We start from the raw sequence: 21563 nt of genomic DNA, 5'->3' as shown, positions 1-21563 counted from the left end.
GCAGTAATGACGGGCGTTTAAACGAACGTGACCTTTGATAAAATGTCCACAGAACCTTGATTTTAAAATGAAAAATGTCTCGTAAATTGGGGTATTTTTTATGCAGGAATATGAACGGGAGGACTCTATGAAGTTCGGAATTAATTTGTCTTTAGCGATGTCAGCCGGTTTGGTTTTGGCGACGTCTTTGTTTGCTCAACCCAACGATGAATGGAATGGCAAACCGAGAATTTTTGGCGTGAATAGGTTGAATCCGCACGTGACCTCGATGCCGTACTCTACGGTTGAAGAGGCTGTGAAGGGCGACCGTCACGCTTCTGAATGGTATCAGACGCTTTCGGGTGAGTGGAGATTCTTCCATGTCGATAAGCCTAGCCAGCGTAACAATGATTTCTACAAGGATAACTACGATGTTTCCAAGTGGGATAAAATCAAGGTTCCGAGTTCTTGGCAGCTTTTAGGCTACGATCATCCGATTTACACGAACGTTATTTATCCGTGGTCCCAGAACAACCGCGTTTCTGCGCCTTACGCTCCGACGGACTTTAACCCGGTCGGTCATTATCGCCGCAACTTTACGGTTCCCGAAAGCTGGAACGGCAAGCGCATCCGTTTGCACTTCGAAGGCGTTGAATCCGCTTACTATGTATGGGTGAACGGCAATTACGTTGGCTATAGCGAAGACACGTTCACGGGCCATGAATTTGATATCAACAAGTACCTCCGCAAGGGCGAGAATAACATTTCCGTACAGGTGTTCCGCTGGTGCGACGGCTCCTGGCTCGAAGACCAGGACTTTATCCGTCTTTCTGGCATTATGCGTGACGTTTATATTTACGCAGTGCCTGAGGTCCACATTCAGGACTTCCAGATTGATGCGACTCTCACGAATAACTATAAAGATGGCCTCTTGAAGACGACCGTTTGGGTCTATAATTCTACAGGTAAGCAGTCTGGCGAATACACTGTCGAGCTTTCCTTGTACGATGCTTCCGGTGCCGAAGTCATCAAGCCCTCTGCCCAGAAGGTTTCTGGCATTGGTGCTGCTGGTGAAAAGAGCGTGCATTTCGATCTCCCGCTTTCTTCTCCGAAGCGCTGGTCTGCCGAAACTCCGGACCTCTATTCCGCAGTGCTCACGTTCAAGGACGAGTCCGGCAAGATTATCCAGGTTGAAAGTAACAAGGTTGGCTTTAGAAAGATTGAAATCAAGAAAGAAAACGGCGCTCCGCGTTTGCTCGTGAACGGCATGCCGGTGAAGTTCCACGGTGTTGACCGCCACGAACTCGATCCGGATAACGGCCGTGCAGTCACTTACGACCGCATGGAAAAAGACGTGATTCTCATGAAGCGTTTCAATATCAATGCGCTCCGCATGTCCCATTACCCGAACAACCCGGTGATGTATGATTTGTGCGACAAGTATGGTATCTACGTGATTGACGAAGCGAACGTCGAAAGCCATGGCGCCAACAACGACCTTCCGAAAAATAGCGACGACTGGCGCGCCCCCGCTGTGGACCGCATGAATTCCATGGTGCAGCGCGACAAGAACCATCCGTCCATTATTCTCTGGTCCCTCGGTAACGAAGCGGGTAACGGTAACGTGTTTGCCTCGGAACGTGAACGCGCCCACCAGATTGACTCCACTCGCTTTGTGCATTACGAAGGCGACTGGAACAATGCCGATGTGAACAGCTGGATGTACTTCGGTCCGGATGCAATTCAAAATTATAGGGATGCCAACAAGCCGATTATGTTGTGCGAATACGAGCACGCTATGGGCAACTCCGTGGGCGACCTGCAAGAATACATGGATGCCTTCTACGGCAACCCGCGTGCTTTCGGTGGCTTCATTTGGGACTTCATCGACCAGGGTCTCCGTCACAAGGGAACTCCGTACTTTGAATTTGGTGGCATGTGGGGCGACTGGCAGAACGACGACAACTTCTGTGCAAACGGCCTTGTGTTCCCCGATCGTAAAATCCAGCCGGAAATGTGGGAAGTCAAGTACCAGTACAGCCAGGTGCGCGTCCATAACGTAGACGCCGCTAAGGGCAAGATTGAAATTGAAAGCCGTTACCTCTACAAGAATCTTGGCGACTTCCTCGATGCCTTCTGGCAGATCAAGGAAAACGGCAAGGTGATTAAGGAAGGCAAGATTGATGGTTCCCAGATGAATATCGGTCCGAACCAGAAAAAGACCGTGACGATTGACATGCCGAAGATTGAAACGACAGTCGGTGCCGAGTACTTCCTGGATATCGATTTCCGCTTGAAAAAGGATGAACTCTGGGCAAAGGCTGGTTACAGCATCGGTCATGAACAGTTCGGCATTGATTTAGGCCAGCTCTGGTCTACTGAAATTGATGTGAGCACCATGGAGGCCCACAAGGTCACTAAGAACAATGGTCTCACGATTGAAGGCTCTGATTTCAAGATTAAGTTTGACGAAAAGTCCGGTACGCTTGCAAGCTACGTTCTTGATGGCGATACGATTATCAAGAACGGCGGCCGTCCGAACTTCTGGCGCGCCCCGATTGATAACGACAAGGGCTTCAATATGGAACGTGGCCATGGCGAATGGCGCAAGGCAAGCAACAACCGCTCTGTCACTTCCGAAGTCAAGGAAGTTTCCGCTCGCGAAACGCAGGTGACGTTCAACTTCGGATTCCCGGATGTGGGCAGCTCAAAGATGAAGTTGACATACACTGTTTATGGCAGCGGCGATATTGTTGTGAATTACACGTTCAATCCGGATGGTTCCAAGAGTTATATCCCGAATGTGGGTACGCTCTTTACGGTGCCGGGCGGTTACGAAAAGGTCCGTTACTTTGGTCGTGGCCCAGATGAAAACTACATGGGACGTAATCGTGGAAGCTTCATGGGACTCTATTCGACGTATGCTGATTCTATGACGGTCATGTACATGGAAATTGGCGAAACGGGCCAGCGCACGGATGTGAAGTGGGCCACTCTCACGAACGAAAAGACGGGCAAGGGCCTCATGATTGTGGGTAATCCGCGTATGGAATTCAGTGCTCAGCACTACACACCGGAACAGCTCACCAACGTGAAGCTCCCGTGGGAACTCAAGCGCGATAAGGATATTACACTCCGAGTGGATTTACACCAGATGGGTGTCGGTGGCATCAACTCCTGGGGTGCTGAACCGCTCAGTCAATACCGCTTGCCTGCAAACCGTGAATACACTCATGCATTCCGCATTGCTCCGGTTCGTAAGCAGTTGAACGACCCGACGGAATACTCGCTCCTCGGTTTCAAGAACTTCGGTTGGAATAAAGAAATTCCGCCTGCTAAGTACGGCCTGGATGAAATCAATAAGATTTACGAAAATCAGCCGGATAAGGACATTACGGAAGGTGCAAATCCTGATACGGAAGGGCTTATTCCTGTAGCGCTCCCGGGCAAGATTCGTGACCTCTCTGTCGCAGAAAAGAACTACAATGTCTTTGATGCTCAGGGCAAGAAGGTCGGTGCGTTTACGACTCGCGGTGTCGAAGATCTCCATGCGATTACGTCTGGGCTCGTCAAGAATTCTGGCGTGTATATCGTGAAGTCCAAGAACGGTGGCCAAGCCTTCCGCATCACCGTCAAGAAGTAATAAATAAAAACGATTGAAGCACAGTCATCGCGAGGCTCGCAACACGTCCCGCGATGACTTTTTTCATTATGTCACCCCGCACTTGTTGCGGGGCCGCCATTTATAAACCTTTTCCTATTGATAAAAAATCAATGAGAAGAATTTTAAACCTATATGAAAACCCCTCTCCGAGGGGTATTTTATATAAGGGTGAATTTAAATAGGGTAGTGGAGGACACTATGCTTAAAACAAAGAAATCTTTTGCAAGTCGTATCCTTGGTACTGCAGCAATTGCTTGTGCAGTAGGTTTTTCAAGTGCTGTCGCGACGACGGACAATCCGCTTACGCTTTGGTACAATAGCGATGCCGGTACCGAATTCACGAACGCGCTTCCGATTGGTAACGGCTACATGGGTGGCCTTATTTACGGTGGTGTTGAAAAGGATTACATCGGCCTTAACGAAAGTACGGTCTGGTCGGGCGGCCCTGGCGATAACAACAAGCAGGGGGCGGCAAGCCATTTGAAAGATGCCCGTGATGCCTTGTGGCGTGGCGACTATCGCACGGCAGAATCCATCGTGAGCCAGTACATGATTGGACCGGGGCCTGCAAGTTTCCAGCCGGTGGGCGATCTTGTGATTTCTACTTCGCACAAGGGATCTTCCAATTACCGCCGTGAACTTGACCTCAAGACTGCAATCGCAAAGACAACCTACACGGTGGGCGGCGTCAAGCATACCCGTGAATATTTCGCTAGCTACCCGGACCATGTGATTGTCGTTCACTTGTCTGCGGACAAGGATGGCTCGGTGAGTTTTGGTGCAACCATGACCACGCCGCATCGCAATAATAAAATGTCGAACAGCGGCAACACGCTCATTTACGATGTGACCGTCAACTCCATCAAGTTTCAGAACCGCTTGAACGTTTTCACCGATGGTGGCACGGTTTCTGTATCCAACGGCAACATCAACGTGCAGGGCGCAAATAGCGCAACGCTAGTGCTCACGACTGCGACGAACTTCAAGTCCTATAACGATGTGAGCGGTGATCCGGGTGCCATCGCTTCCGACATCATGTCGAAAGTTGCCAAGAAGTCCTATGAAGATTTGCTTGCAGCACATCTCAAGGATTACCAGACGATTTTCAACCGCGTTAAGCTCGACCTTGGCACGGCTGACAAGAGCGCAGGCGATATCACCTCCACTCGCGTCAAGAATTTCAATTCCACGAACGACCCGTCTCTCGTAGAACTTCATTACCAGTATGGCCGTTACTTGCTCATCGCTAGTTCTCGCAAGGGTGGCCAGCCGGCTAACTTGCAGGGTATCTGGAACAAGGACACGAACCCGATTTGGGGCAGTAAGTACACCACCAACATCAACCTCGAAATGAACTACTGGCCTGCAGAATCTGGTAACCTTGATGAATGCGTTTGGCCGCTCATTGACAAAATCAAGTCCATGGTCCCGCAGGGCGAAAAGACCGCCAAGGTGCACTGGGGCGTAAATGAAGGCTGGGTAGAACACCACAATACCGACCTTTGGAACCGCTCTGCTCCGATTGACGGTGCGTGGGGACTTTGGCCGAGTGGCGCTGGTTGGCTCAGCACGCACCTTTGGGAACACTTCCTCTACAATCCGACCGACAAGGAATACCTCAAGGATGTTTACCCGACGATGAAGGGTGCCGCACTCTTCTTCGTGAACAGCCTCGTCGAAGAACCGACTACGGGCAACAAGTATTTAGTCACCGCTCCGAGCGATTCCCCGGAAAATGACCATGGTGGCTATAACGTTTGCTTTGGTCCGACGATGGACAACCAGATTATCCGCGATGTGCTGAACTACACGATTGAAGCTTCCAAGATTCTCGGCGTTGACGAAGATGTCCGTGCCAAGATGGAAGCAACCGTCAAGCGCCTCCCACCGACAAAGACGGGTAAGTACGGACAAATTACGGAATGGCTCCAAGATTGGGATGATCCGAACAACAAGAATCGTCACATTTCTCACTTGTACGGCCTTTTCCCGAGCGCTCAGATTACCCCTGAAGAAACTCCAGACTTGATCAAGGGCGCAGGCGTTACGCTTCAGCAGCGTGGCGACGATGCTACCGGTTGGTCTCTCGCTTGGAAGATTAACTTCTGGGCACGTATGCACGATGGCGACCATGCTTACAGAATGATTCGCATGCTTCTCACGCCGAGCAAGACTTACAATAACTTGTTCGATGCGCATCCGCCGTTCCAGATTGATGGTAACTTCGGTGCAGTCTCTGGCGTGAACGAAATGCTTATGCAGAGCCACAACAACAGAATCAATCTTCTTCCGGCACTCCCGTCGCAGTGGGCAAACGGAACGGTTAAGGGCATTCGCGCTCGCGGTGGTTTCGAAATCGATTCCATGGCATGGAAGGGCGGCAAGCTGACCTATGTTGCAATAAAATCTCTCGTCGGTAGCACGCTGAACGTTGTTTCGGGTACAAACAAGTACTCTACCGCAACTGTTGCTGGTAAGGTCTATGAATTCGATGGCAATCTCAAGGTGACGAACGCTCCGTTCGAACCGCTTGAAATTACGGACAAGATTCAGGCTGAAAACTATGTGGCTATGGACGGCGTGCAAATCGAAGAAGATTCTCTTGGCACTCCGAACATTGGTTGGATTAACGATGGCGATTGGACTCAGTACTACATAAATGTCCCGGCTGCAGGTAGCTACGTCTTGACGGGTCGCGTTGCAACAGGCTCCGAAAAAGAAAGTGTCATCACGGTCACGGATTCTACGGGCAAGATTCTCGGAACGCTCTCTGTGGACCCCGCAAAGTCTAAGGGATGGAACGACTGGTATGAATCTTCTACGAAGATTACGCTTCCGGCGGGCAAGCAAAAGCTCACGTTCACGTACACTGGCGAAGATACGTACCTCTGCAATGTGGACTGGTATAATTTGAAGGCTGATCCGACGGCACTCCCGCAGGCCAAAATGCATAATGCTTCGCTTTCCGTAAGCCGCGTGCCGTACTCTCACGCATCCATTGCCTTGATGGTAAACGCTCCCGCAAACGATTACGTTGTCCATCTCGTCGGTGTGAACGGCAAGTTCATTGGCTCGCAACGCGGCCACGGTGAAGGTCTCGCCGAATTTGGCGTTGGCGCTCCTCTTGCGCCGGGCATGTACTTTGCCATCGTCAAGAGCGGCTCCATGCAAAAGACCATGAAACTCACTGTCCGTTAAGCTTGTCACCCCGCACTTTATGTCATCCCGGCCTTGTGCCGGGACGGGATCACCATACACAATTGTCATCCTGAGCGCAGCGTAGCGAAGTCGAGGATCCACGCAATTGTCATCCTGGAGGGCGAAGCCCGATAGGATCCATAAAACCATTCCTCCTCACTCACAAGGCCCTGAACCACAACGGTTCGGGGCTTTTTGCTCATATTACTTTAAAAAAGTTATATTGATATCGCCAAGTAACTTTTTGAGAATTCATGAACATGAAAACCCTTCTGCTCGTTTTATCCGCTATAGCCGTTAGTTTCGGGCTGTTAACCGCTTGCTCCGAAGACTCTAACGCTGACAATTCATTAGTCAGTGTTCCGTCGAATACATCGGCTGTAAAAGGTAAAACAACCGATTACAAAGAATCGAAGTCATGCAGTGAACTTGGCAGTAACCTGCTTGCAAAATCATCGGCAGAAGAAAATAAGTCCATTGATTTTCTCATGAATGAAGATGGCTCTGCGACCGTCGTTTTTGAAATGAATCACAATTGCATAATTAACACGATTCTCTACGAAACTCGTAACGATACATTGTTTGTTTCAAGCGATTACATTCTTCGTATTCCGGTTGTTGACTCTGTAACGCACGACACTACTTGGATAGAAGATAATAGTCTTGAGGCTATGTGCTTTTGCCGTTCGGAATTTGAGTTGACACTCCCATCAAATTTCATCGGCACGCAATACGTCTCTTTTGAACGTGAAAATTATACAATCAATTACAGAAAACGTGAATAATCGCTAACAGAACTTGCAATTGTATGTAGGCTCCCGTCCTTAGGGAGTCTTTTTCCTATTGATAAATTGACAAAAGAATTTTAGCATCCCCATATTCGCTCGCCCCTTTCAAAGAATACTTTTATAAGTGGGTTAGTAGAACGATTAAAAAAGGATGCTATTATGAAAACGTTAGGAGTTCTTGGTTTATCTTTTTTTCTTTGCGCAAACTCATTCGCTGTTACAAGCCAGTTCCGCGGAGTCAACTGGGCGGATAAGCGCGACAACTTCGTCTCGGACGTCCTCGTGCTTTCGGGCTTAAGCCTTTCCGACAATCATGAATCGGCTTATGCCATTGCCGACCGTATTGTCGGGCAGTTCCAGGAAGTGCTTGGTACAAACAGCGTGCGCATGCCGGTGAACGAACCGACCATTCTTAAAGCTTTTGACATGTATTCGGGTGCTTTGGATGCTGCTCTTGAACATGGTCGAGTGGCTATGGGCTACTGGGGCCCCGCGCAGCCTGCGGGACCCAAGAACATGGACGATTGGTGGAAAATGTGGGCGAAACTCGTCGAAACATACGGCGACCATCCGAACGCCTACTTTGAAATTTTCAACGAACCGCACATGTATAACAAGACGGACCTTCGCAATCTCTATGCGGACTGGCTCAAGAAATTCCCGAACGTCCCGCGCGACCACATTTTGCTCGATGGCTCCGGCCTCGCTTGGAACGTTCCGGACATCGCTGACGACCCGCGCTTTGAAGGCTGCCTCTTTGCCGTTCACGAATACACGTTCTGGAACATGAGCATCACTACCGAACAGGGTTGGAAAAACAGCTTCAAGGGCAAGGTTGGCAAGTACATTGACCGCACCGTTTGCACGGAATGGGGCGGCGCCATGAGTCCTGGCGACAAGGCGGGCGTGCATTACGATTATCAGGATTACAACAAGGCTCCCACCAACTACTTCACGGCTTACATCCGCGGCATGTCCGATCAGCTCCGCGAATGGGAAATGGGCAGTTTCTACTGGCCGGGCCTCCGTGATGGTGACTGGTACAGCATGACCAAGCGCAGCGGGGAAGGCGTAAACACCAAGCTCCAGATTGTGAACCAGTCCGGCGTGGACCGCATGCAGATGGCCTGGGCCGATACTGTTGAAACAACGCCTCCTCAACAGGATCCGTTTGGCGGTTTTGATGCGGATGGAAAAGCAATCGCAGGCAAGCCTGCCGCAATCCCTGGTAAAATCGAAGCCGAAAACTACGACCTCGGTGGCAGCCGCGTCTCGTTCTACGACAAGTCTTCCGACAACGAAGGCGGTTTCTACCGCAAGGATGCTGTGGATATCGTCGCTTTAGATTCCGCCGATAAATCGAAAGGCTATGCCATCGGTCATACGAATGATGGCGAATGGCTTGAGTACACGGTCAATGTCGCAAAGACTGCAACCTACTCAGTCGAAGTGCAAATGGCGACCGCTTCCGAAAAGGCTGGCGTGCAATTGTTCATTGACAATAAGGCTGTGTCCGACTCCATTTACGCAAAACAAGGTGAAGACTGGTCAAATTACTCCGCTATTCAATCCAAGTTGGGCGAAATCGCAGCCGGCGAACACGTCCTCAAAATGCAAATTGTTGGCAATTACGTGAATATCGACAATATTCGCTTCTGCGAAGGTGAAAAATGCGAAGAAACCGTCGGAATCCGCGCAATTCCCTCCACGCGCACTCTCGAAAATGCAACCCCCCGCCTCCGCATCCAAAATAACAAGCTTTTCGTCGAGAAAAACGGCAAACGCTTCGACCTCACCGGCCACCGCATCAGGTAAGCATTGTCATGCCCGCCGAAGCCTCTCATGCCCGACTTGATCGGGCATCTCTATTACGAATATTCCATCATGGACTTTTTATCAATGATAAGTATTTGCGTTTTTTGAGCATTTTTCAAAAACGAGAATATGTTTAAAAAAGTCATACGGGTATTCAACTTTTGGGTATAGGATTAGGATTATGAAAAAAATCTCTCTTTCTCTTGCTGTTGTAGCCATCGCCGGATTTACTTCTCTTGCAAATGCCGCTTTAGCCGATGGCGGTGCAAAATTCCTGGGCAATATTACTACGGGCGGCCAGATTCGTAGCGACTTTGCTCAATATTGGAACCAGATTACACCCGAAAACGGCTGTAAGTGGGGCTCCATCCATTCCCTTTCTAATGGCAACAGCGGTACAAGCAAGTTCGCCTGGGACAACTTCGACAAGTGCGAAAGCGCCTACAAGTGGGCCAAGGAAAAACCGGGCGAACGCCACTTCAAGTTCCACGCCCTCGTTTGGGGTTCCCAGTACCCGAACTTCCTCTGCAAAAAGAAAAATCCGGGCATTACCGTAGAACTCACCAAAAAGTACATCACGGAATGGTTTGATGCCGTTGCCGCCAAGTTCCCGGACCTCGAATACATCGACGTGGTGAACGAAGCCATTTGGGCGGGTAACAACTACCACTCCGGTTACGGCAAGCCTGCTGCAGGTGCCGAAGGCCACAGCACCGACGATACCGAATGCGGCGGCTCCTACATTATCGAAGCCCTCGGCGGTGACCGCGTTGTAAATGGCAAGCACCAGTACGACTTTATCACCACCGCTTTCAAGATGGCTCGCGAACGCTGGCCGAAGGCTGTGCTTATCTATAACGACTACAACACGCTTTCCTGGCAGATCAACGAAGGTATCGAACTCATCCAGACTATTGTCAAGAACGGCGCTCCGGTCGATGCTTACGGCCAGCAGGCTCACGACTGCAAGGGCATGAGCAAGTCTGATTTCGAAAGCAAGATGACCCGAATCCATAACGAGACAGGCCTCCCGCTCCTCGTGTCGGAATACGATATCGGCGAAGCGGACGATACCAAGCAGAAAAACGATTATGCAAACCAGATCCCGTTCATGTGGGAAACTCCGTGGGTTGCAGGCATTACCATTTGGGGCTATATCAACGGCTCTACCTGGGTTGCAAACACCGGCCTCATCGAAAAAGATGGCCGCAAGCGCGCTTCCATGAACTGGCTCGAAGAATATTTTGCAAACAACTTAAGCAAGGGTAAGAACGATGTGACTTTCACTCCGGTGGAACCTGAACCGCAAACTCCGTTTAAGGGCAAGGTGCGCGAAATTCCGGGTAAGATTGAAGCCGAAGACTTTGACGTTCCAGGCAAGGGTGTCAACGAAGATGGTACAACCAATGCTTCTTTCAGCGACGATTCCGAAAATCATGGCGATTCCGACTACCGCAAGGATGACGCTTCGGCTGTCGACCTTTATGCTAAGGCTACAGGCGTTATCGTAGGTTACAACCAAACGGGCGATTGGCTGGAATACACCGTCAACATCGCAGAAGCTGGCGATTACACCATGACCGCCTCTGTGGCAACAGAAAGCGAAGACGCTTCCTTCAAGCTCTCCATTGATGGCAAGTCCATTGCCGAAATTCCGGTTTCGGGCACGAACTGGGATGATTACAAGGATGTCTCTGCTGATGTGACGCTTCCGGCAGGTAAGCATATCTTGCGCATGGATGTTACGGCAGAATACTTCGACGTGGACTACTTCAACTTTGTAAGTAAAAAGGAAAATGCCATTCGCACGAATGTTCGTATGGCAACTCCTGAACTCGCCGATTACGATGTCTTCGACATGAACGGTGTCCGCCTTGGCCGCATGAGCGCCTACTCCGTAGACGAAGCCGTGTCGATGCTCAAGAATTCGAAGTCCATCAAGATTCAGGGCATTTACATGCTCCGCTCTGTCAAGAATGGCTCTGTAAAAACGGTTCGCATTACGCGCTAAAACAAGTTCCTAATCCAAAACTCCCTAAAGGGAGTTACTTATTCAAAGACCTTCGAGTTCACCCTCGAAGGTCCTTTTTGTAAACAATCCATTATGGACATTTTGTCAATGATAAATTTTTGCCTTTTTGCGGTTATCCCCTAAAACAAGGATATGTTTATAATGGTTGTATGGGTATTTAACTATGAGGATGTGGAAATGAAATCAAAATTCATTAAAAGTATCGTAACTGCAGCACTTTTGGGTGGAACTGTAAGTGCTTTTGCTGGACCGGGCTTGGCTGATGGTGCAGCTAAGTTCGTTGGTAACATTACTACTCGTGGCCAGGTTCGTAGCGACTTTACGAAGTTGTGGAACCAGATTACGGCTGAAAATGAATGTAAGTGGGCTTCTATCGAAGGCTCTCGCGGTCGTTACAACTGGTCTGGTTGCGATGCCGCCTATAACTGGGCGAAGAACAACGGCGGTCACTTCAAGTTCCATGCGCTTGTATGGGGCTCTCAGTACCCGAACTGGTTGAACGGCCTTAGCGTTGACGAAACCAAGAAGGCGATTACCGCTTGGTTCGACGCTGTCAAGCAGCATTACCCCGATCTCGAAATGATCGACGTGGTGAACGAAGCTATCCGTACGGGCAACAACAACTATCACTCCGGCTACGGCAAGAACAACAACATCATCGGTGCTCTCGGTGGCGATAACGGCGGTAATTACCAGTTCGTGACCACCGCTTTCAAGATGGCTCGTGAACGTTGGCCGAAGGCAATCTTGATTTATAACGACTACAATACCGTTCAGTGGAACAAGGATCAGGGTATTGATCTTATCAACACCATCAAGAAGAACGGCGCTCCGGTGGACGCCTACGGTCTTCAGGCTCATGACATGATGAGCCAAGGCGGTGGCGCGGGTGGTACCGGTGGCGGCGGTTCCTGCTTGAACATCAACACTCTCAAGAGTGTCATTAGCGAAATTTGGAACAAGACCCAGATGCCGATGTTCATCTCTGAATACGATATCGGTACCGATAACGACAATATCCAAAAGCAGTGCTACCAGGAACAGATTTCCTACTTCATGGAAAACGAACATGTTGCCGGTATCACCTTGTGGGGCTATGTTTATGGTGCAACCTGGATCAACAATGGTAACTCCGGTATCATCAAGGATAATGGCGGCGACCGTCCTGCAATGACTTGGCTTAAGGATTACCTCTCCAAGAACAAGGGCGCGAACACCACTGGCCTTAACACTGGCGTTGTCACTCCGGTTGAACCTGTTCCGCAGGAACCGTTCAAGGGCGAAGCTCTCGCTGTTCCGGGCAAGATTGAAGTCGAAGATTTCGATAAGCCGGGCCAGGGCAAGAATGAAGACGGTACGAGCAATGAATCCTATGGCGACGATTTCGAAAACCATGGCGACTCTGACTACCGCAAGGATACCGGTGCCGACCTTTACAAGAAGGCAACTGGAGTTGCTCTCGGCTATAACACGACTGGCGACTGGTACGAATACACCATCAACGTTGCTGAAGCTGGCGATTACACCGCTGTTGCTTCTGTCGCTACCGAAGGCACGGGCGCATTCACGCTCTCCCTCGATGGCAAGTCTCTCGCAGAATTCGAAGTCTCTGGCACCAGCTACGATGACTTCTCCGACGTAAAGAAAAAAGTGACGCTCCCGGCCGGTAAGCATGTGCTCCGCCTCGATGTGACTCAGCAGTACTTCGACATCGACTACATCAACTTCGTGAAGGGTGAAGTTGCCGACAATCCGGGTGGCAATGGCGGTGACAATCCGGGTGGTAACGGTGGTGACGAACCGGGTCCGGAAATTGGCATCAATACGAAGGCCCATTATCAGGCTCCGAGAATCAGCAGCTACGACGTGTTCGATGCAAATGGTGTCCGTCTTGGCCGCATGAACGCTTACTCCATGAGCGAAGCCGTCCAGATTCTCAAGAGCTCCAGCCAGATCAAGAACCAGGGCGTCTACATGCTCCGCTCCGTCCAGAATGGCGCTGTGAAGTCTGTTCGCATCTCTCGCTAAAGAGTTCCTAATCCATAACTCCCGAAAGGGAGCCTTAAATACCCAAAGGCCTTCGAGGAACCCCCTCGAAGGTTCTTTGGTTTATTTTGTATTGTCCCCCGCACTTGTTGCGGGGTCGCCATTATGCATGTCATGCTCGGCTTGACCGGGCATCTCCTTGTATAAACGAAAATCACCAGCTAGGTTGGTGGTTCACACTCTAGTTCTAATACTGAAACAGGGAATTATGATGCCGAGATTACTATGTTAACGCGACTAGTAAAAATACGGCGAAGATTATTTTTGATCATTACTCAATTTATATTCAAAAATTGTCAATTTAGTGACTGTTCCCGCCTTAACCTAACTTAATTAGGTTAAGGACTAGGACTCCATTGGCTGGATTTAGCTAAATAAATTTGATAACATATCGAAAATGTACCATGGAACCCACTGATGCTCAGCTATCCATAGATAGATTTGAACCAATTTCTGATTCCTGTTTAACCAAATCCACGCCTTTTTCACCTTATTACTCATTTTTTTGAGCATAATCTAACCCTCTGGGTTCATTTACCCATAGTTTATAGGTTGGACGTTTTTTTTGAAATACACAAGACCGATTTAGCGGTCATGCATTAGAGTGTTGTTTGTTGTAGGGCCAGCCGTTTTCAAGCGGTACTCGCCAAAACCAAAGACCCCAATATTAAGTTCTGAGATAAGCGCCTATCCCGAATGCCTCAATAATATGTTGAAACAATTAGGATAGCCTTTTACGGAGGCAACCCCTTAAATAAGGCTTCTACGACCGCTTTGCTTGTAGCGTTTTTATGTAATACAATGTAAACTTCCGTTTATCGACATTTTGGCAATGATAAATTTTCCCCTCTTAGAATAAACTGAGAAAAATGAGAATAAGTTTATAATGGTGTTAAAGGAGTTTTAACCTAAGAGGATGTGGAAAATGAAATCAAAATTCATTAAGGGTTTTATATCTGCTGCCCTATTGGGTGGTGCAGTGAGTGCATTCGCAGGTCCTGGCATGGCTGATGGTGGTGCCAAGTTCCTCGGAAATATTACAACACGCGGTCAAGTCCAAAGTGACTTTGGCACTTACTGGAATCAGATTACTGCTGAAAACGAATGTAAGTGGGCCTCTATCGAAGGCACCCGTGGCCGTTATAACTAGTCGGGTTGCGACGCCTGCTACAATTGGGCCAAAAAGAACGGTGGCAAGTTCAAGTTCCATGCTCTCGTTTGGGGCTCCCAGTACCCGAACTGGCTCAACGGCTTGAGCACAGCCGATACCAAGGCCGCAATTACCAAATGGTTTGATGCTGTTGCCGAACATTATCCCGACCTCGAAATGATTGACGTGGTGAACGAAGCCATTAAATCGGGTGGCAGCTATCATTCCGGTTACGGCAAGAACAACAACATCATTCCTGCTCTCGGTGGCGATAACGGCAACTACGAATTCGTGGTAACGGCATTCAAGATGGCTCGTGAACGCTGGCCGAAGGCTATCCTTATCTATAACGACTACAATACTTTCAGATGGCAGATTAACGAAGGTATTGACCTTGTGAACAAGCTCGTGAAACAGGGCGCTCCGGTTGATGCTTATGGCCAGCAGGCCCATGATTTGACCGACATGAACGCCAGCGATTTCAAGAACGCCTTGAACAAAATCCAGAATAGCGTGAAGAATGGCAAGGGCGAACCGATGCCGCTCTTCATTACCGAATACGATATCGGTACGGATAACGATAGCCAGCAAAAGCAGCGTTATTCTGAACAGATCCCGGCATTTTGGGAATCTCCGCAGGTTGCAGGCATTACCCTCTGGGGCTATGTCTATGGCGCTACTTGGACCACGAATGGTAACTCCGGCCTTATCAAGAACGGTAATGACCGTCCGGCAATGACCTGGCTCAAGGACTATTTCAAGCAGCACCTCAAGGATGGCAAGGACAACACGGGCCTCTTTGCTCCGTATGTACCGCCTGAGCCAGTGCCGCGCAAGCCGTTCAAGGGTGCTGCATTGCCAATCCCGGGCAAGATTGAAGTCGAAGACTTTGATATTACCGGTGTCGGTGAAACCGATGGCGTAAGCAACGTGTCTTACAGCGATGGCGATCCTGAAAACCATGGTGATTCCGACTACCGCAAGAGCGATGCCGCCGATGTCGACATCTACGGTAAGGCAACCGGAAAGATTGTTGGTTATAACACGACTGGTGACTGGCTGGAATATTCTGTCGACATCGCAGAAGCTGGCGAATATACGGCAACGGCTTCTGTCGCTGCTGATGGAACTGGCTCCTTCAAGCTCTCCATTGATGGAAAGTCTGTCGGTGAGTTCGATGTTACTGGGTCAAGCTGGGACGACTTCATTGATGTGAAGAAAAAGGTGACGCTCCCGGCCGGTAAGCATATTCTCCGTATGGATGTGACGGCACAATACTTTGATATTGACTACATCAACTTCACGAAGGGTGATGAACCGCCTATCTCCATCCAGACTCAGGTTAGCTATGAAACTCCGGAAGTCAGCGACTACTATGTCTTTGACGTGAACGGTGTCCGTATCGGCCGTATGAGTGCCTACAGTATGGATGAAGCCGTAGAAACGCTCAAAAATACGAGTGCAATCAAGGTTCAGGGCATCTATTTGCTCCGATCCGTCAAGAATGGTGCCGTGAAGTCGGTCCGTGTCGCTCGCTAAGTTTCTCTAATCCACAGAACTCCCCCAAAAAGGGTGTTTATACCCAAAGGCCTTCGAGATAACCCCTCGAAGGTTCTTTTTTTTGTTCCTCTTGGAAAAAATGATGTATTTTATTTAAATGCAGAGCGGGAGCAAAAATGAGTGATAGTAACAATCAAGCTGCATATGCCGAATTATTTGCTGATATTTTCTATGAGCAATTTATTTCTGCATATTATGTAAACTTATTGGACTACACGTATGTTGTTTACTATCGCAGAAAAGGGCTCGAAAAAAAGTATGGAAATGGCGAAAATGCCGTAAAAGCCATAAAAAAGTTTATTTCCGAAGATGTCCATCCCGATGACCGTGAGCAACTGAAAAATATTTCATCGGCAGAATATATCCGCGAACGCCTTAAAAAAGAAAGCAGTTTTTCGTACGTGGTGCGCGAAGTTGTCACCGGTAAAGAACGGTATTGCAAAATTCAGGTGACTCGGGGGCGCGACGAAGACCACATTGCCTTCTGTTTTTTGAATGTGGATGATGAAATCCGCAAACGCATGAAAATTGATGAAAGTAACCGCATCATTCAGGCGCTCGCTGCAGAATATAGTGTGCTTTATCGCATCGAACTTGATACCGAGAAGATGCTTTCTTATATCAAGTCCAAGACTGAAAGTGGATTCGAAAAGAAAATCCGCAGAGATACAAAGTATTCCGATGCTCTAGAACGATACTGCAAAGAAATTGTGTGCGAAGAAGATGCCAAACGCCTGTTATCCATGGCGTCAATCGAGAATATTCGAAAAATGCTCTCGATAGTTCGCCATTTTGAAATTAACTACCGCCAAAAAAATGGCCGTTATTTCGAAATGAAGTTCGTTCGGATATCCGATGAAAATACATCTACGGTAGTGCTTGGTGTCGCCGACTGCGACGAGGAAATGCGTACGGGGGTGATAAACCGCGAGTTTTCCGAAATCGCGAATGCGTTGAGTGTTGAATACGAAATCATTTATTACGTGAACCTGAAAGACGAATCGTACGACGTATTCAATCAGGAAGACAGCTATATCAAGCTAAAGCTTTTGCTGTCCGGTCAGAATTTTTTCGATGAATGTGCAAGGGACATCAAAAAGATTATCTATCCGCAAGATGTCGAAAGACTGTCTTCTGTTATGAGAAAGGACTATTTGCTATCCCAGTTGGCTAGGGATAAGTCCTTTTCTGTAGAGTACAGGCTTATTGTCGATGGCGAACCGCAGTATTATCGTCTCAAGGTTCTTTGGTCTAAGGCTGCAGACGACCATATCATAATTGCTGTTGCAAATGTCAATAAGGAAGTCGTTGCAAGAGAAGAACACAAACGCGATATGGAGCGCAATTTCGATATCATTAAAGTGCTTGCGACGGAATATTCGTCAGTCTATTACATTGACCTTGAAACGGATAGCCTCACGCCGTACACGATGAATGCAAATACGGAATCGAAGTTCGGAACGATTTTTTCGAGCGGCATCCACTATTCCGATGCATTCAAGATGTATGTTGATAGTATTGTCTATGAACTCGACAAGAAAATGGTTCTTGAAGCGGGATCTATCGAAAAAATCAAGGCCCAGTTGGCATTGCAAAAGTCGTTCATTACGCAGTACCGCAGTTATGAAAGTGGTGTTGCGCGTTTTTGCGAAATGAAGTTCGTGAAAGTCGGGCCCGAAAATGGAAAACCGCGTGCCGTTGTGCTAGGATTTGCCGACAAGGATGCCGAAATTCTGAACCGCTATGTCGATAGTAGGCTCTATGAAGATTACTTTGGTGTTTATTTTGTAAATCTTGAAGATGATACCATCCGTGGCGTCCGCGAGTCGACCATTTATGAAAAAGGAAGTACCTATGGCGGTTATAGAAAATACAGCAGTGCAGTTCTCGAATTTAGCAAGGCTGTTTTGCCGGAGTTCCGCGAAACTTGGGTGAACATGGCGAATGTCGAATTTATGCGTTCGTACTTGGCAAATGATGATAAACGCGAATACAACTATAGGGCCCTAAAAGGGGAATGGCGCCGTGCAACTACTTTTGTGATTGAACGTAAAAATGGCATTCCGACAAGCTTTATTTTGGCGTTTATGTTCATTGACAATGTGACGGCGCAAAAGATGGAACTCGATGCCAAAATTGCAGAGCAGAAAATAGCGCTCGAGCAACAGCAAGTGCTTTTAGAAAAGGCGCTAGTTCAAGCCGAGTCTGCAAACAAGGCAAAAACCATGTTCCTTTCGAACATGTCACATGATATTCGCACGCCGATGAATGCTATTATCGGGTTTACTAATTTAGCGTTGAATAACTTGGATGATCCTTCGACAGTCAAGAATTATTTGGACAAAACGGTTGTTTCTAGCACGCATTTGCTTTCGCTAATCAACGATATTCTCGACATGAGCCGTATCGAATCAGGCAAGATTCGCCTTGAAGAAGTTAATTGCAGCTTGTCCGAAATTATGCATGACCTGAATACGATTGTTCTAGGGCAGGCCAGGGTAAAACAGCAGAACCTTTATACGGATAGCTTTGATATCGAAAATGAATATGTTATTTGCGATAAACTCCGTTTGCACCAAATGCTGATTAACCTGCTCTCGAACGCTGTCAAGTTTACGCCCGCAGGTGGAAATATCCATGTGTTTGTGCGCCAGACCGGCAAGGACGAAAAAACGGCATCATATGAATTCCATGTCAAGGATGATGGAATCGGCATGAGCCCTGAATTCTTGAAGGTCTTGTACGAACCGTTCGAACGTGAACGCACGTCAACGCTTTCTAAGACGCAAGGCACCGGGCTTGGCATGTCTATTACAAAGAAAATTGTAGACATGATGGGCGGAACGATTGATGTCGTGAGTGCCCCTGGAAAGGGAACGGAATATACCGTCCGTCTCAAGTTGAAAATTCAAGATTCAACGGTCGACTTTTCGATGCTTGAATCTTTGCAGAATGCACGTGCTCTTGTCGTTGATCGCGATTACAATGCATGTTCCAGCGCGACAAACTTATTGCGCCGCTTGGGCTTACGTTCGGAATGGACGATGTATGGCAAAGAGGCTGTATTACGAGTAAAAGAAGCTGTAGAACGCCATGAACACTTTGCGGTTATCTTTATCGACGATTCCATGATGGATTTGGAAAGTGTCGAAATGGTGCGCCAAATACGTTCTATCTCGAATAGCGAAAATCCGATTATCATCATGACATCTTACGATTGGACGAATATAGAAAACGCCGCTCGTGATGCCGGCGTGACAGACTTTATGAGTAAACCGTTGTTCTTTACCGAAATGCATAATGTCTTGGCACGTGCAATTGGTGTTATGAAAGACGACCCCCAAAAGGTTGATGAAAAGGGCGTTGATTTTTCGGGAAAGAAAATTCTTCTCGTCGAAGATAACGAACTGAATCGTGAAATTGCAGAAAGCGTCTTGGAGGAGATGGGCTTTGCTGTAGATTATGCCGAAGACGGTAGTGTTGCTCTAGAAATGCTCTGTGCCGAAAAGCCAAATGTCTATGACCTAATTTTGATGGATGTGCAAATGCCGGTTATGGACGGCCTCGAAGCCGCACGCCGCATCAGGGCTTTGCATCATGAATACTTCAAAAATGTCCCGATAGTTGCAATGACTGCCAATGCGTTCGAAGAAGACCGTAAGGCCGCCTTAGATGCAGGCATGAACGAACACGTTGCCAAACCCATCGATGTTGACAAACTCAAGAAAGTCTTTAGGAATCTTCTTATTTAATAAATTCCACGCACCCGTAAATAGAAATAAGTTCCGGATTCTCCGGGTCGCGCCTATTCCAGTTCTGTTGAACCTTGATTTTGCACGGCTTCTTTTGTCCCTTGATTCTCATATCGCTGTTGAAAATAAAGGAATCGTTGTTGAGCTGCGGATCGTGCAATAGTCTTGCAAACTCATCCCAGTTTTCTCGCCCAAAGATGTTCCAAAAATCAGGATTGTTTTCCGGTTCGACCATCGTCTTCGGAAAGCTTAAGTCCTTAGCCCTTTTGGTTTCGAGCTTTAAGAGCGAAGGCTCGTAGGTGTATTCGAACGTAACCCCTCTTTGCAGGGAAGCAAAGAAAAGGCTTTTTTTGTGTTCGTTTATGTATTGTTCGGCAATGATATTGTTTGTATCGTCTTCGGTGCTTTCGAAAATGGACCTTGCGATTTTCGAAAATTCCGCTTCGCTCAAGTTGTTCGTGCGCTGGTCGTTGATTTCTTGCGGTAAACGATCAGCGACATCGCCCAGACATTCCAAAAGCAACGGATTGAACACGCCACATTCGTTGTTGCGGATCATCTCGAGTGCTTTTTCGTGGGTGAACGCCTTTTTATAGCAGCGTTCGCTTGTCAGTGCATCGTAAACATCGGCAATGGAAACCACCTGGGCGCTAATGGGAATGTCGTTCCCTTTGAGACCGTCGGGGTAGCCGCGGCCGTCCCAGCGTTCGTGGTGCCAACGGCAGATATCGTAAGCGAACTTCATCAGAGGTTCTTTCTTGAAGAACTGGATGGCGTCGAGCATCTTGGCGCCATTCATGGAGTGTTGCTTCATGATATCGAACTCTTCTTTCGTGAGTTTGCCGGGCTTGTTTAAAATTTCGTCGGGAATCGTAATTTTACCGATATCGTGCATCGAAGATGCTGTGGCGATAGAGTCGATTTCATCTTCGGTAAAATTGTATTCACTGGTGCGTGCGAGCAATGCGCGTAAAAGAATTTCGGTAATCTTTTTGATGTGCAGAACATGCTGGCCGCTTTCGCCGTTGCGGAATTCAACGATATGGCTCAAGATGGAAATCAGCATGTCGCTATTTCGCGTTCTTTCGTAAATATTGTCCGTGACAAGTTCCGAAAGCTGCATCTGCTTCACGTATAGCCCGATGGTATTGCGTACACGGTTTTGCACGACCATTTGGTCGAACGGGCGGTAAATAAAATCGGTAACGCCAAGTGCAAAAGCTTTTTCCACGTGAGGGCTTGAGGTCTCGGCCGAAATCATCACGACAGGAGTCCCTTTGATCCAGTCTTTTTCGTTCATAACTTGGAGGACTTCGAGCCCGTCGCGTCCTGGCATAACCATATCTAACAAGACGAGCGTGATTTCCTTAGCCATCTTTTCGAGAATCTCGATGGCTTCGTCGCCGCCCTTTGCTTCGATGATATCATATTCGTCCGAGAGCAGGTCTGAAAGAACGACTCTGTTCATCGCGTCATCATCGACGATTAATATTTTTGCCCTCTCGTTACTCATTGGCTTATATCGTGTTGCGCGTCTGGAAAGTCAAAACGCAGTGTAGTATTAATTTAAGAAAAAACG

At 48.2% G+C, this 21563-nt stretch carries 10 protein-coding genes and 1 pseudogene; 10 read left to right on the top strand and 1 reads right to left on the bottom strand.

Annotation, left to right across the window (positions count from 1 at the left end; all coding sequences use genetic code 11):
• Positions 1–127: 127 nt before the first annotated feature.
• The 10 genes and pseudogenes from BUQ91_RS10115 (at position 128) to BUQ91_RS10080 (ending at position 19984) form a co-directional block, all read left to right on the top strand.
• Positions 128–3622 carry a beta-galactosidase, LacZ type gene (locus BUQ91_RS10115; RefSeq protein WP_074209169.1) on the top strand — a complete coding sequence of 1165 codons (3495 nt, stop codon included), beginning with the start codon at positions 128–130 and terminating at the stop codon, positions 3620–3622.
• A 219-nt stretch (positions 3623–3841) separates the two neighbouring features.
• Positions 3842–6841, top strand: a complete 3000-nt coding sequence (locus BUQ91_RS10110) for a glycosyl hydrolase family 95 catalytic domain-containing protein (protein ID WP_074209168.1) — start codon at positions 3842–3844, stop codon at positions 6839–6841.
• Positions 6842–7095: 254 nt separating this feature from the next.
• Positions 7096–7626: a hypothetical protein gene (locus BUQ91_RS10105; RefSeq protein WP_074209167.1), complete on the top strand. Its 531-nt coding sequence runs from the start codon at positions 7096–7098 to the stop codon at positions 7624–7626.
• Between the two features lie 162 nt (positions 7627–7788).
• A complete protein-coding gene (locus BUQ91_RS10100) occupies positions 7789–9444 on the top strand; it encodes a carbohydrate-binding protein (protein WP_074209166.1) in 1656 nt (551 codons plus the stop codon).
• A 181-nt stretch (positions 9445–9625) separates the two neighbouring features.
• Entirely contained in the window at positions 9626–11455 is a 1830-nt protein-coding gene (locus tag BUQ91_RS10095) for an endo-1,4-beta-xylanase (RefSeq protein WP_074209165.1), read from the top strand.
• A 198-nt stretch (positions 11456–11653) separates the two neighbouring features.
• Positions 11654–13504, top strand: a complete 1851-nt coding sequence (locus BUQ91_RS10090) for an endo-1,4-beta-xylanase (RefSeq protein WP_074209164.1) — start codon at positions 11654–11656, stop codon at positions 13502–13504.
• A 943-nt stretch (positions 13505–14447) separates the two neighbouring features.
• Positions 14448–14672 carry a hypothetical protein gene (locus tag BUQ91_RS15890; protein WP_254842318.1) on the top strand — a complete coding sequence of 75 codons (225 nt, stop codon included), beginning with the start codon at positions 14448–14450 and terminating at the stop codon, positions 14670–14672.
• A gap of 18 nt (positions 14673–14690) precedes the next feature.
• Positions 14691–15410 (top strand): annotated as a pseudogene (locus BUQ91_RS15885) (endo-1,4-beta-xylanase); the annotation flags it as partial.
• Positions 15408–16211, top strand: coding sequence for a carbohydrate-binding protein (locus BUQ91_RS15880; protein ID WP_254842347.1), 804 nt, complete (start codon positions 15408–15410; stop codon positions 16209–16211). The pseudogene BUQ91_RS15885 and the gene BUQ91_RS15880, both read left to right, overlap by 3 nt.
• Positions 16212–16348: 137 nt before the next feature.
• Positions 16349–19984 (top strand): response regulator, encoded by a 3636-nt coding sequence (locus BUQ91_RS10080; RefSeq protein ID WP_074209163.1) that lies wholly within the window; start codon positions 16349–16351, stop codon positions 19982–19984.
• On the opposite strand, the gene BUQ91_RS10075 is transcribed toward BUQ91_RS10080, so the two are convergent.
• Positions 19977–21497, bottom strand: coding sequence for an HD-GYP domain-containing protein (locus BUQ91_RS10075; protein ID WP_074209162.1), 1521 nt, complete (start codon positions 21495–21497; stop codon positions 19977–19979). The two genes, BUQ91_RS10080 and BUQ91_RS10075, sit on opposite strands and share 8 nt — an antisense overlap.
• Positions 21498–21563: the final 66 nt, after the last annotated feature.

Origin of the sequence: Fibrobacter sp. UWB11 (assembly GCF_900143015.1) — a bacterium.
In the GTDB taxonomy this organism is placed as follows: domain Bacteria; phylum Fibrobacterota; class Fibrobacteria; order Fibrobacterales; family Fibrobacteraceae; genus Fibrobacter.
The sequence above is the reverse complement of the archived record's forward strand: the minus strand, read 5'-3'. Positions and strand labels throughout refer to the sequence as shown.

Excerpts from the sequence above, each read along its gene's own strand:
- BUQ91_RS10115 (WP_074209169.1), top strand. The coding sequence starts at position 128 with ATGAAGTTCGGAATTAATTTGTCTTTAGCGATGTCAGCCGGTTTGGTT.
- BUQ91_RS10110 (WP_074209168.1), top strand. The coding sequence starts at position 3,842 with ATGCTTAAAACAAAGAAATCTTTTGCAAGTCGTATCCTTGGTACTGCA.
- BUQ91_RS10105 (WP_074209167.1), top strand. The coding sequence starts at position 7,096 with ATGAACATGAAAACCCTTCTGCTCGTTTTATCCGCTATAGCCGTTAGT.
- BUQ91_RS10100 (WP_074209166.1), top strand. The coding sequence starts at position 7,789 with ATGAAAACGTTAGGAGTTCTTGGTTTATCTTTTTTTCTTTGCGCAAAC.
- BUQ91_RS10095 (WP_074209165.1), top strand. The coding sequence starts at position 9,626 with ATGAAAAAAATCTCTCTTTCTCTTGCTGTTGTAGCCATCGCCGGATTT.
- BUQ91_RS10090 (WP_074209164.1), top strand. The coding sequence starts at position 11,654 with ATGAAATCAAAATTCATTAAAAGTATCGTAACTGCAGCACTTTTGGGT.
- BUQ91_RS15890 (WP_254842318.1), top strand. The coding sequence starts at position 14,448 with ATGAAATCAAAATTCATTAAGGGTTTTATATCTGCTGCCCTATTGGGT.
- BUQ91_RS15880 (WP_254842347.1), top strand. The coding sequence starts at position 15,408 with ATGACCTGGCTCAAGGACTATTTCAAGCAGCACCTCAAGGATGGCAAG.
- BUQ91_RS10080 (WP_074209163.1), top strand. The coding sequence starts at position 16,349 with ATGAGTGATAGTAACAATCAAGCTGCATATGCCGAATTATTTGCTGAT.
- BUQ91_RS10075 (WP_074209162.1), bottom strand. The coding sequence starts at position 21,497 with ATGAGTAACGAGAGGGCAAAAATATTAATCGTCGATGATGACGCGATG.